This window comes from Geomonas sp. Red276 (assembly GCF_054784495.1).
In genome coordinates this window covers 17,093-29,011 of record NZ_BLXW01000033.1, presented here as the reverse complement: position 1 = coordinate 29,011, position 11,919 = coordinate 17,093, and the positions used below count along the sequence as shown (strand labels likewise).

The following is an 11,919-nucleotide window of genomic DNA, read 5'->3' as shown; positions in this document are numbered from 1 at the left end:
TCCCTCCCCTTGAAGGGGAGGGTAGGTAGGGAAGCGGAGGGCGATTAATATTCGAATGCCCAAGGTGCGGCCAGGTAAACAGCCCCCCTCCCACCTCAGCAGGCTCTCCCTCCCCTTCAAGGGGAGGGCTGGGGTGAGGATGGGGTAGCCCAGTGGCGGCAGACGAAGGAAGAAGCCGCGCTGTGTCTAGGCGATCTTCAAAAGGCTCTTCGCCACGTCCAGGATCTTGGTCGGCTGGATCGGCTTCGTGATGTAGTCGTTGGCCCCCAAGGCCAAAGCCCGCTCACGATCCTCCTGCGCCCCCTCGGTGGTGATCACCACGATCGGGATCGACTTGTAGTTGCCGTCGTTTCTCACCAGGCTCACGAGCTTCAACCCGTCCATGATCGGCATGTTGATGTCGGTCAGGATCAGGTCGAAACGCTCGGAGGAGAGCTTCTTCAGCCCGTCGACACCGTCGTTGGCCTCAACGATCCTGACCCCCCTGATCCGTTTCAGGGCGAAGGCGATCAACTGCCTCATGGTCGGAGAATCTTCAACTATCAAAACGTTATATTCGGACATCACACCAAATCCCCCATGTGTTGCGGCTGCTTATTTCGTCAAAAGGTCGATGAACCCCTGGATGGTCGAGAGCTTTCTTTCGGAGTCGCTGTAGAGCCTCGAGCTGAAGATGGCGGTGGCGGCGTGCCCCGCCAGGAGGGTGAAGAGCTCGTAGTCCACTGCGGCAAACTCGGTCTTTTGCATCAGGAGCTTGTAGATGACCAGCACCCCGATCACGTGTTCCTTGATCTTCAAGGGGATGCAGACCATCGGCGCGGTGAAGTCGCGCTGGTAGTCGGCCACGTTTTCGGTGAAGTAGTTCTCGCCCGAGGAGGCCACCTCGCCGATGATCCCCTTCCCGAGCCGCGCCGTCGGGATGTCGCTCCGTTCCAGCCCTTCGGTGGCCACCGCCTGCAGCTCGTCGCTCTTTTCGTCGAGCAGCATGATGGCGAACTCCTCGGCACCGACCAGGTTGATGATGATCTCGGTGATGATCTGGAGCACTTCCCTGAAATCGAGGGTGGAGTGGAGCTGGTAGCTCGCGATGTACAGGTTGGCGAGGTTGTTGTTCTCGTCCTCGATCTCGATGTAGCGGGCGGCGAAATCCTGGTTCTCGGCCTCGACCTGCTTAATGCGGTCCAGGATCTCCTGCTTCTCGTGCTCGAGGTTGGCGATCTTCTCCACCAGCTTACTGACCTCCGGGGCGGCTGCCGCCTCGCTGGCCGGCTGCTGGCTCTTCTCCAGCTCGAGGACCCGGAAGCGGAGCCGCTCGTTCTCCCTCAAAAGCTCCTGGGTGAACTCGGCCCCCTTCTTGAAGACCTGCAGGAACTCTTCGCCCCGGTGGACCAACTTCTCATCTTCTTTTTGCATAGACACCCCGGTTTTCTCGTTGTTGGTCATACAAAGCGCGGCACCAGTCCGCTACGGGCAACGATCTCCCGCACCATCGAATCCATCGGGACCACCCGGTCGACCACCCCGGTGGCGATCGCCTCGCGTGGCATGCCGAACACCACCGAGGACTCCTCGGCCTCGGCCACCACCTGGGCGCCGAGCCGCTTGGCCTCCCTGACGCCCTGGGCGCCGTCGTTCCCCATCCCGGTCAAGACCACCGCCAGCATCCGCTCCCGGTACAGCTCGGCGCAGGAGCAGAACATGGCGTCCACCGACGGGACGTAGCGGTCGGCGGCGGTCGGCTCGACCACGCGGGCCAGGATCTTGTCGCCACGCCTCATGAAGAGGAGGTTCTTCCCGCCGGGAGCGATGAGGACCCGCCCCGGGCGCACCTCGTCGCCGTCCTTGGCCTCCCTGATCTCGAAGCCGGAGCTGCGGTCGAGGCGGTCGGCGAAGGCGCGGGTGAAGCCGGCCGGCATGTGCTGGGAGACCACCACCGCGAAGGGGAGCGGCTCCCTGAAGGAGGAGAAGATCCGCTGCAGGGCGGGCGGCCCCCCGGTGGAGGAGCCGATGGCCACCACGTCGAGGGCGGCGGTTTCCACCCGGCGCGGGACCTCCGGCACCGGTTCCTCGACCGGCTTGGGGGCCTCGTAGCGCTTCTGGACGCGGGCCATGTTGAGCTTGAAGACCGCCTGGACCTTCCGGTGCAGGTCCTCCTGGATTTTAAGGAGCTCCTCGGAGATGACGGTGGTCGGCTTGGCGATGAATTCCACCGCGCCGAGCTCCAGCGCCTTGAAGACCTTCTCGTCGCCGGAGGTCGAGCTGATCACGATGACCGGCACCGGGTTGGAGGCCATCAGGATGCGGAGCATGGTGAAGCCGTCCATGCGGGGCATCTCGAGGTCCAGGGTGACCAGGTCCGGGGAGAGGTCGATCACCCTCCGGATCCCTTCCTCGCCGTTGGTCGCGAATCCCACCACCTCCACGCCGGGAATCTCCTCGAGCATCTTGGTGATGGCGCGGCGGTTGTAGGCGGAATCGTCTACCACTACTACCCGTACTCGTTTCACCAGAGCCCCCCCGCCGGCGCGGGCGCCGTCTTTTGGTACACCATGTCGTTTTTAAGATGCTTCAGGGCGAAGGCGGTCGATATGTTCATGAGCGATTCGGAGTGGCCGAGCAGGAGGTAGCCGCCACTTCTCAGGGTATTGTGGAAAGATTCGATGACCTTCTTCTTGGAGGCCTCGTCGAAGTAGATGATCACGTTGCGGCAAAAGATCACGTCCATCTTCCCCAACAGTGCCAGCCGGTTGGCGTCGAAGAGGTTCATATGGGTGATGGTGACCAGTTCCCGCACCTCGTCGTTGATCCGGTAGGAGCCGTCCATCTCGGTGAAGAAGCGGCGGAGGTAGCGCTCGTCGGTGCAGCGGAAGGAGCTCCTGGTGTAGACCCCCTTGCGCGCGTGCTGGACGACCCGCTGGCTGATGTCGCTCCCCACGATCTCGATCCGCCACCCCTTGAAGCGCTCCATCTCCAGCATCAGCATGGCGATGGTGTACGGCTCCTCGCCGGTGGAGCAGCCGGCGCTCCAGATCCGCAAGGTCCTCTCCCGCTCCTTGGTCTGGATGAGCTCAGGGAGGATCTCGTCGGTGAAGGCACGGAGCTGGAAGGCCTCCCGGAAGAAGTAGGTCTCGTTGGTGGTGAGGATGTCCATGATATCGGCGATTTCCTCGTCCTTCCTCCGATCGTACTTCAGGAACTGGTAGTACTCCCGAAAACCGGCCAGCCCGTGGTGGACCACCCGGCGCCCGAGGCGGCGGTCCAAGAGGTACTTGCTGTCGGCATCGAAGTAGAGTCCGCAGTGATTGTAGATCAGGTCCCTGATCAGGCGGAACTCCTCCTCGGTCAGCTGTTGAGTGGGCTCATTGAATAGCATGGCTCAGCCTGCCTATCAGCCCGACGATCTCACCCCTGACGAGGGAGTCGGATTCTCCCTCCAGGGCGCGCTCCAAAAGCGGGAGCGACTGGGCGCCCCTCAACTGGGCCAGGGTCTTCACGAACGAACGGCGTACCCCCCAATGGGCATGGGAGATCAGCTTGTCGAGGTGGGTGTCGATCCAGGCATCGCCGAAGGCGGACATGATGCCGATGGCCGCCTCCACCACCTCCTCGTCGGAATCGGAGAGCGCCACCTCGATGGCGGGAAGCTCGTCGGCCCCCCCCACGGTGGCCAGGGTGGTGAGCCCGGTGATCAGCACCGGCCCGTGCGCCTTAAGTAAAAGCGCCCGCACGCCGGGGAGCGCCCCGCGGTCGCCCAGGGCCGAGAGCCCCTTAAGAGCGGCGGTCTGCACCCACGGGTCGGGATCCGAGAGGGCCACCAAAAGCGGCTCCAGCACGTCGGGGCTCCCGATCTCGGAAAGCGCCTGGGCGGCGGAGACCCGCACCTCGGGGTCCTCGTCGGAAAGGGCCATGGAGAGGTGCCCCACGGTCTGGGGGAGCCTCACGCGGGCAAGCGACGAGACCGCGGCCCGCCGGACGGCAGGGTCCTCGTCCTTGGCCAAAAGCGAGAGGCGGTCGGCGTCGGCCAGCCCCCAGAGGAGGAGGGCGGCCTGGCGGCGCTGGTCCGGGGAGGGGGACTGGACGAACTCGGCGCAGATCTCCTCCACCGTTTCGCCGTCGCTCAGGGTCAAAAACTGCAGCGCCTGCAGGGCGGCGTCGCGCACCTGCGGCTCGGAGTCCTCCAGGAGCCGGGCCACGGCACGGGAAACGCCGCGGGAGGCGAGCCTGCCGAGCGCCAGCGCGCACGAGGCGCGCAGCCCCGGGAAGTCGTCGGCGAGCCCCCCCACCAAGAGCGGGGTAGCCTCCGAGCAGCCGAGCTCACCCAGCAGGAAGGCGACGATGGTCTTCTCCTGGTAATCGGCGGCGCTGAAGTGTTCGAGGAGCCTGGGGATGGCGATGGAGCCGATCTGCCGCAGCGCGTCGAGGCAGCTCGTTCTCAGCCGCTCTTCGCCGGCCAGTTTCAGGAGGGGCACGGTGGCGCGTTCGTCGCCGATCCCCCCGGTCAGCCGCACCAGCGGCTCGAGCTGCGCCGGATCGGCACCGTTTAGCGCGGCAATCATAGCCTCGGCGGTCTTGGAGCCGCGCAGAAGGCGCAAGGGGAGATCGACCTCGGTCTGGGCATCGTCCTCCGAGAGGCGGTCGCGGACCCGGATGAGGGCGACGCCGGCCGACTGGCGGGCGCTCCGGGCGTTTTCCCCGAGCCCCTTGAAGAGAATGGGGAGGCAATCGCCGTCTCCCAAAACGGCCAGGCAGTCGTAGACCGCCCGCTTGAGGAGGCGCTCCTCGAGGAGCGGCTCCAGGGCCGAAAGGGGAACCGGGGCGCCGATCTGGGCCAGCGCGTCGAGCACGGTGAACTTGAGCCAGACCTCCTCGCGCTCGAGCACCTGCAGGAGGTAGGGGAGGGCCGACTGGTCGCCGATCTTGCCGAGGTTTTCCGCCGCCGCCACCCGCACGTTGGGGTCGGTGTCTTCGAGGGAACGGACCAGCAGCGAGACGCAGGAGGCGCAGCCGATGGAGCCCAAGACGTCGATCACGAACTTCCGCAGGTCGTGGTCGGGGTCCTCCAGGTAGCGGCAGAGGGGGGTGATGGCGACCTGTCCGAGCCGCTCCAGCGATTCGACCGCGGAGTTGCGCAGCCCCGCGTTGTCTGAGGAGCGTAAGAGGTCGATCAGCCGCTCGACCACCTCGTCGCCGGTCGGATTGGCCGCGGCGAGGACGGCGACGGCCTCCTTACGGACCCTCCAGCTTTCGTCGCCCATGGCGATGAAGAGGAACTCCATGGCGGACTCGAAGGGGCGCCTGGAGAGTTCGACGACGGCAAGCCGCCGGACCTCTTCGTCCGGAGAGCGGAGTTCGGATGAGATTGTGTCAAGATCCATAGGCAAGGGGGCTCTCCTGCGTTTTACACGTTCAACTCTGCGCGCTTCTTGGCCAGCAGGTCATCGAAGGCCGCGGTAAGAAAATCTGTCTGCTCCCTGAGCTCTTCCGGGACGCGCTGGCGGTAGAGACGCTCGCCTTCACGGATGTCGTCGGCCAGGAGGTCGAAGAAGTTGCCGTCGCGGACTCCCTGCTCGACCTTGCCCTGGTTGTAGAGGACGATGTCGGAGACGATGATGCGGGCCAGGCGCTTGGCTTTGACTTCGGCCTCGGTGAGCGGGCGCTCCACCGCGTGAGCAGGCGGGGCTGGCGGGGCTGGCGGGGCCTCGGAAACCTCCCTCACCCGCCCTTCGGGCACCCTCTCCCCTGAAGGGGCGAGGGTTGGCCGGGCTGCAGGGGCCGGCTGCACGGTCTGACTGGTCTGACTGGTCTGACTGGTCTGACTGGTCTGACTGGTCTGACTGGTCTGACTGGTCTGACTGGTCTGACTGGTCTGACTGGTCTGACTGGTCTGACTGGTCTGACTGGTCTGACTGGTCTGACTGGCGCTGTGGGTGGCCACCTCGTCGAAGGGGTTTATCTCCTGTAGGGCCACCGCCTCGGCGGCTGCCGGGAAGGAGGCGGCTGCACTCTCGCTGCGGGGGGCGTTGGGACCCAGCAGGTACCGGTTCTCTTCCAGCCCGCCGACGATCTCCACCGGGGGCTGCTGGGGGACGGCCACCGGGGTCGTCGTCTCGCGCTCCTCGGCCTCTCTCAGCTCTGCCCTGGTCTGCTCGCGGGCCTCCAGCTCTCCTTCGCTCGGAAGGGCGGCGGAAAGGGGCAGCGCCCCGGAGGTCAGCCGGTAGATCATGGGGACCAGGGAGTCGGGGATATGGTGCTTCTCGATGTAGTCGTCGGCGCCGTAGAGGGAATTCGGCGAACGCTTGTAACGGGTCTTGTCGTAGATCGAGGCAATCAGCACGATCTTGACGCCGGCCAGCTGCGGGTTCTGACGGATCCGCTCGCAGACCTCGAAGCCGAACATGGTCGGGAGCGCCACGTCCAAAAGGAGAAGGTTCGGCTGCATCGACTCCACGGTCTCCAGGGCAACCTTGCCGTCATTGCAGAAGGCTACCTGGAAAGGCTCGGAAGCCAGGACCTTCTTGACGGCATCGCAGAAGGCGACGCTCTCGTTGGCCACCACGACCTTGATCTGGCCACCGGCAGCGGCAGCGGCCCCGGAAACCTCCCTCACCCGCCCTTCGGGCACCCTCTCCCCTGAAGGGGCGAGGGTAGGCGCGGCAGCCGGGGCAGCCGCGGTCGGAGGCGGCGGTACGGCACCAGCCTGGGCGGCAGCAGGCGGCGCGGGCGCGGCCGCGGGGGCCGGAGGGGCAACCGGCGGAGTGGACGGAGCGGCAGCGGCAGCGGCGGCCGGGCGCCTCACCACCCGGAAAACGGCACGGCAGTTCGAGCAGCGGAGCTTCTTCGCCTCCTCGCCGCTGGCGAACTCGACATCGTATCTCTTCTTGCAGTTGGGGCAGACTATCAGCATGTAGTGCTCTTTTCGGTGGCGAGTGCCCCCTGGGGGGTGAGATAGCCAAGCTCGACCTTCTCCTTGAAGGTCAACAGGTCATCAATGTTCAAAAGCATGACCGGGGACTCCTGGACCAGGAAGAGGCCGACCATGTACTCGGCCCCGACCAGACGCACGCCGCGCGGCGGAGGCTTGAGCTCCCGAAGCGGCACGGTGATCATCTCGGTCACCTCGTCGACGATCAAACCCAGCGGCTGGCCCGGCATGGAAAGGACCAAAAGCCGGCAGGTCTCCTGGTTCTGCAGCGGGGGGAGACCGAAACGCTTCCGGAGGTCCATCACCGGGATGACCGAGCCGCGCAGGTTGATCACCCCCTCCACGAAGGGGAGCGCCCGGGGGAGCGGGGCCAGCTTGGGGAGCCGGATGATCTCCTTGATCCGCATGATGTCGACGGCATAGAGACCCTCCTCCATCCGGAGGCAGGCCACCTGGATTTCCTGCAGTTCCTGCTTCACTCCTCGCCTCCCTTGTCGCCCTGCTGCAACAGCCCCTCGATCACCTCCAGCACCTTCACCGACTTGAACGGCTTGGTGATGTAGGCGTCGGCGCCGGCCTTCTTGCCGCGTTCCAGATCCATCCCGCTCTTCTTGGCGGTCAGCATGACCACCGGTATCGCACAGGTGCGGGGGTCGTCCTTCAAGGCCCGGCAGACCTCGAAGCCGTCCAGCCCCGGGAGCATGACGTCCAGCACCACCAGGTCCGGAGGGTTGCCGGTGGCCTCCTCCAGGGCGGAATGGCCGTCCCGGGCCCCGGTCACCTCGTACCCCTTGGAGGTGAAAAGGATGGTCTCCAGCCTCAAGAGGCTCTCCTCGTCCTCAACCACCAGGATCCTGTTCTTCGCCATGTGCGCTCCCGCCCTACAGCAGACTTACGTCCAGCACCTTCATCATGTCGAGCAGGATCAGCATCCTGCCGCCGACCCGGCCGATCCCCTGCACGAACTCGCGGTCGATCCCTTCCAGCACCACGGGAGGGGGCTCGATGCTCCCTTCTCCCACCCGTACCACCTGGACCACCTCGTCCACCAGCACCCCGCAGAACCCTTCGCTGCGGTTCACCACGATGACCCGCTCACGCTCGGAGTGGACCGCGGCGGGGAGCCCCAGGCGGAGGCGGATGTCGAAGATCGGGATGATGATGCCGCGCAGGGAGAGAATCCCCCGCACGAAGGCCGGCACCCTCGGCACCTCGGTAACCTCCCGCGGCTTGATGATCTCCTTGATGTCCATGATGCTGATGGCGTATTCCTCATCCGCCACCCGGAAGCAGAGGAGCTCCAGCGTGGCGCTGGCCGCCTCCTCCCCCAGCAGGCCATCATCGTCCTCGGCGGCGGTTTCGCGCCCCTTGAGGATGACCGAGGCGGGATCGAAGCGCTCGGGGCGGCGGGCCTTGCTGAAGTCGCTCGGGAGCAGATCTTCCAGCGCCTCGGGCTGCCAGTCGAAGGTCTCCGCCGGGGAGTTCTCCTGGTAGACCGGCGGCTGGTAGACGGGGGGAGCTTCGAAGGCCACCGGCGGCTGAACCGCCTTGGGGGCCGGCGCGGGCTCCGGCTGGTACGCGGGCTCAGGCTCCGACTCGTACATGGAGGCCGGTTCCGGCTCGTAGGACGCTTCTTCTTCGTACACCGGCTCGGGCTCGGCGGCCGGGGTCACGGCGGGGTGATCAATGGCAAAAGGAGCGAACTCCTCCGGCTCCGGGGAGACCTCCGCGAAAGGAACGATCTCCTGCATGGCCACGGCCTCGGCGGCGGCGCCAAAAGTGAGGGCCGGCTCCGGGGGGGTCGCGGCGGCGGCGACCTGGGGCTGGGGAACCGCGGCTAAGGGGGCCGGTCCGGCGGCACGCTGTTGCCCCTCCGCCTCTGCGCGCTGCGCCTTCCTTCTGATCTCCGCAAGATTCATCTTCGACTCCTTCAACTCCCGCTACTTTGTTACTCGTTGCGGCCAAACGTAGGTCGTGTTGAACGGCTTTACCGTGAAACGCGACGATACCCTCGACCGGCTCGCGATGATGTCGCGTTTCGTTCCTCAACGCGACCTACCGGGTTGCGGCTTTATCAAGGGGGGACCCGTGGCCGCTTACGGCAAAAGCTCCTCGGCGGCTTCCTCGACCACCGATGAGTCGATCCAGGAGGCGTCCCGGCCGTAGCCGACCAGAAGCGCATTGGTGGCCAGCGAGTTGATCCGCCGCGGCACCCCGGCGGTGATCTCGTAGATCCTCTGCACGGCGTCGGGGGAGAAGAGCCCCGGGGAGCCCCCCGCCGCGGAGATCCTGAAATCGAGGTACTCCATGGTCTCGTCGAGCCCCAGGGGGGCCAGGTGGAAGTTCAGCGAGATCCGCTGCCGAAACGGCTCGTACACCGGGGAGGCCAGCATCCCCCGCAGTTCCGGCTGCCCCATCAGGATCACGCTCACCAGGTTCTGGTCGTCCAGCTGGAAGTTGGTCAACAGCCGGATCTCGTCGAAGAGCTCACGGTCCGGGATCATCTGGGCCTCGTCGATCACCACCACCGGCACCCTCCCCTCGCGGTGGAGGGCGTAGAGGGCGGTGGTGATCTCCTTCAAGAGCTCGTCTTTGGCGTGCGAGGGGCTTCCCACCTCGAGCCCCGAGGCGATCACCCGCAAGAGCTCGTCGGCGGTCAGCCGCGGGTTGAAGACGAACAGGAAATGGTAGCGGTCCCCCATCCGGTCCATGAGGGCGCGCGAGATGGTGGTCTTGCCGCAGCCGATGTCCCCGGTCAAAAGGGCCAGTTCGCACTCCTCCACCGCGTACTCGAGCCGGGCGAGCGCCTCCCGGTGTCCCCGGCTCATGTAGAGAAAACGCGGGTCGGGTGTTTTGCTGAAGGGCTTTTCGGTGAGCCCGTAGAACGACTTGTACATCAGCCGGCACTCCCGCGAGTCGCCTCGCTGATCACGCTCCCCACGTCAAGCACCAGGATGGTCCGCTGGTCGCCCAGGTCGGCCGCACCGGAGATCCCCTTGAAGCCCGCGAAGGTCTCGCCGATCGACTTGATGACGATGTCCTGCTGCCCGAGGAGATCGTCCACCACGAGACCGAGCCTCTTTTCGGCCACCCCGACCACCACGACGTAGAAGGACTCGGGGATCTCTCCCGCCCCTTTGAGCTCGAAGAAATCGGAGAGGCGCAAAAGCGGCAGGGTCGCCTCCCTGAGCTGGATGACCTCCTTGCGCTCGACCGTCTTGATCTCCTTGCGGTCGACGATGATGCTCTCGAGAACCGAGGTGATGGGAAGCGCGTAGGTGCGGCCGGCGGTGGTGATGATGAGCGCCTTGATGATGGCCAGCGTGATGGGGAGGGTGATGGTGACCCGGGTGCCGCGGCCGGGGAAGGTCTCCAGGTCGATCATCCCGGACAGGGCGGCGATGTTGGTCCTCACCACGTCCATGCCCACCCCGCGGCCGGAGATCTCGCTCACCTGCTCGGAGGTGGAGAAACCGGGGAGGAAGATGAACTCCAGCGCCTCCTTGTCGGAGACCTCGAAGGGGGAGCCGATCACGCCGCGCTCGACCGCCTTCTGCCGGACCCTGCCGAGATCGATGCCGGCGCCGTCGTCCTCGATCTGGATGACCACGTGGTTTCCCTTCTGGAAGGACGACAGGACGATGGTACCCTTCTCGTCCTTGCCGGCCGCCAGGCGCGCCGCCGGGGTCTCCAGGCCGTGGTCGATGGCGTTTCTGACGATGTGCATGACCGGGTCGGAGATGTCCTCGATGATCAGCTTGTCGAGCTCGGTCTCCGCCCCGAAGAGCTTCAGGTCGACCTTCTTACCCTGCTCGCGGGAGATCTTTCTGATGATGCGGGTCATCTTCTCGAAGAGCTGCCCGACCGGGATCATCCTGATCTCCATGACCCCCTTCTGCAGCTCGGCGAGCTTCTTCTCGAGCCCCTTGGCGGCCTTGGCCACCTGCTGCCCGGGGAGGACCAGCCCGTCGCGCCGCATCTTGGCCGCCACCTCGGCGATCATGGAGTGGGAGAGGACCAGCTCGCCCACGATGTTCATGAGGAGGTCGAGCTTGCCGATGTCCACCCGGACGGTGCGGCTCATGCTCTTGGCGCTCACCCCCTGGTCGGCCGGGTTCACCGGCTGCGGCTCGGGCTCGCTCTCGAGAAGGGCGGGGGCCGGGGCGGCCGCCGGGGCCTCCACGAAAGCGGCCTTGGGTGCTGCGGGAGCGGGAGCGGCCTTCTTCTCCTGCTTGCCGAAGCTGGTGACGGTCAGGTGGTCGCGCTCGATGAGCGGGGTGAGCTCGTCGGTGGCCAGATCGGAGCCGAAGAGGATCTCGAAGTCGATACCGGCGTCGATACCGCTGGAGGCGGAGGGGAGGGTGCTGATCACCTCGCCGACCTGCTTCAGCTGGTCGGTCAGCTCCATCAGCTCGGAATCGAAGTTGGTCAAGAGGAGGGAGACCCGGATCGAGTAGATGCGCCGCCCCTTCTTGACGTTCTCCAAGAGGCGGTGCTCCTCGTACTCGGTCATCGAGCCCAGTACGCGTTCGGGGATGTTGAGGGCGGCCAGGGGGGAGTCCTTGGCGGCCTTGGGTTTGTTGGTGAGGCAGTCGTTGATGCGCTCCATGGCGCCGGTGAGGTCGACCGGCTCGCCGCCACCCTGGCCGGCGTTTCTCACCAGGGCGGTCAGAAGCTCGGTGGATTCGAAGAGGGCGCTTACCACCCCCTGGTCGAGCTCCACCTTGCCGAGCCTCAGAGCGTCGAGGAGGTTTTCCAGATGATGGCCGAGCTCGGCGATCTCGGTCAGCCCGAACATGCCGGCGAGCCCCTTCAGCGAGTGGGCGGCGCGGAAGACGGAGTTGACCAGGTCGGGGTTGCACTCCCCGCCGTCGGCGCAATCGCTCAATGCCACCAGGTCCAGGCTGAGCTGGTCCAGGATCTCCTCGGCCTCGGCCAGGAAGTCCTTGACCGCTTTTGCTATGTTCTCCTCAGCGCTCATGACTACCTCATCGCAG

The 11,919-nt window shown here is 65.6% G+C and carries 11 protein-coding genes; all 11 read right to left on the bottom strand.

The window, feature by feature from the left end:
• Window positions 1–186: 186 nt before the first annotated feature.
• Complete coding sequence (locus ACYVL5_RS18620; protein ID WP_460597077.1) at window positions 187–564, bottom strand: response regulator; 378 nt, start codon at window positions 562–564, stop codon at window positions 187–189.
• 30 nt (window positions 565–594) lie between these two features.
• Window positions 595–1,413, bottom strand: a complete 819-nt coding sequence (locus ACYVL5_RS18615) for a GAF domain-containing protein (protein WP_460597076.1) — start codon at window positions 1,411–1,413, stop codon at window positions 595–597.
• 26 nt (window positions 1,414–1,439) lie between these two features.
• A complete protein-coding gene (gene cheB / locus ACYVL5_RS18610; RefSeq protein WP_460597075.1) occupies window positions 1,440–2,507 on the bottom strand; it encodes a chemotaxis-specific protein-glutamate methyltransferase CheB in 1,068 nt (355 codons plus the stop codon).
• On the bottom strand, window positions 2,504–3,373 hold the full coding sequence (locus ACYVL5_RS18605) for a CheR family methyltransferase (RefSeq protein WP_460597074.1): 870 nt from the start codon (window positions 3,371–3,373) through the stop codon (window positions 2,504–2,506). The genes cheB and ACYVL5_RS18605 overlap by 4 nt, the downstream gene beginning before the upstream one ends.
• Window positions 3,360–5,375 (bottom strand): HEAT repeat domain-containing protein, encoded by a 2,016-nt coding sequence (locus tag ACYVL5_RS18600; protein WP_460597073.1) that lies wholly within the window; start codon window positions 5,373–5,375, stop codon window positions 3,360–3,362. The genes ACYVL5_RS18605 and ACYVL5_RS18600 overlap by 14 nt, the downstream gene beginning before the upstream one ends.
• A 23-nt stretch (window positions 5,376–5,398) precedes the next feature.
• A complete protein-coding gene (locus ACYVL5_RS18595; protein WP_460597072.1) occupies window positions 5,399–6,904 on the bottom strand; it encodes a response regulator in 1,506 nt (501 codons plus the stop codon).
• Window positions 6,898–7,401: a chemotaxis protein CheW gene (locus ACYVL5_RS18590; protein WP_460597071.1), complete on the bottom strand. Its 504-nt coding sequence runs from the start codon at window positions 7,399–7,401 to the stop codon at window positions 6,898–6,900. The genes ACYVL5_RS18595 and ACYVL5_RS18590 overlap by 7 nt, the downstream gene beginning before the upstream one ends.
• The gene (locus ACYVL5_RS18585; RefSeq protein ID WP_460597070.1) at window positions 7,398–7,790 is read right to left on the bottom strand and encodes a response regulator transcription factor; all 393 of its coding nucleotides are present in this window, start codon (window positions 7,788–7,790) and stop codon (window positions 7,398–7,400) included. Before ACYVL5_RS18585 ends, ACYVL5_RS18590 begins: the two co-directional genes overlap by 4 nt.
• A gap of 13 nt (window positions 7,791–7,803) precedes the next feature.
• Entirely contained in the window at window positions 7,804–8,841 is a 1,038-nt protein-coding gene (locus tag ACYVL5_RS18580; protein WP_460597069.1) for a chemotaxis protein CheW, read from the bottom strand.
• Between the two features lie 177 nt (window positions 8,842–9,018).
• Complete coding sequence (locus ACYVL5_RS18575) at window positions 9,019–9,819, bottom strand: ExeA family protein (protein WP_460597068.1); 801 nt, start codon at window positions 9,817–9,819, stop codon at window positions 9,019–9,021.
• Window positions 9,819–11,903, bottom strand: a complete 2,085-nt coding sequence (locus ACYVL5_RS18570) for a chemotaxis protein CheA (RefSeq protein WP_460597067.1) — start codon at window positions 11,901–11,903, stop codon at window positions 9,819–9,821. The genes ACYVL5_RS18575 and ACYVL5_RS18570 overlap by 1 nt, the downstream gene beginning before the upstream one ends.
• Between the last annotated feature and the right edge of the window lie 16 nt (window positions 11,904–11,919).

Bases quoted from the DNA above. Each gene is read 5' to 3' on its own strand.
- ACYVL5_RS18620 (WP_460597077.1), bottom strand. From the start codon at position 564: ATGTCCGAATATAACGTTTTGATAGTTGAAGATTCTCCGACCATGAGG.
- ACYVL5_RS18615 (WP_460597076.1), bottom strand. From the start codon at position 1,413: ATGCAAAAAGAAGATGAGAAGTTGGTCCACCGGGGCGAAGAGTTCCTG.
- ACYVL5_RS18605 (WP_460597074.1), bottom strand. From the start codon at position 3,373: ATGCTATTCAATGAGCCCACTCAACAGCTGACCGAGGAGGAGTTCCGC.
- ACYVL5_RS18600 (WP_460597073.1), bottom strand. From the start codon at position 5,375: ATGGATCTTGACACAATCTCATCCGAACTCCGCTCTCCGGACGAAGAG.
- ACYVL5_RS18595 (WP_460597072.1), bottom strand. From the start codon at position 6,904: ATGCTGATAGTCTGCCCCAACTGCAAGAAGAGATACGATGTCGAGTTC.
- ACYVL5_RS18585 (WP_460597070.1), bottom strand. From the start codon at position 7,790: ATGGCGAAGAACAGGATCCTGGTGGTTGAGGACGAGGAGAGCCTCTTG.
- ACYVL5_RS18580 (WP_460597069.1), bottom strand. From the start codon at position 8,841: ATGAATCTTGCGGAGATCAGAAGGAAGGCGCAGCGCGCAGAGGCGGAG.
- ACYVL5_RS18575 (WP_460597068.1), bottom strand. From the start codon at position 9,819: ATGTACAAGTCGTTCTACGGGCTCACCGAAAAGCCCTTCAGCAAAACA.
- ACYVL5_RS18570 (WP_460597067.1), bottom strand. From the start codon at position 11,903: ATGAGCGCTGAGGAGAACATAGCAAAAGCGGTCAAGGACTTCCTGGCC.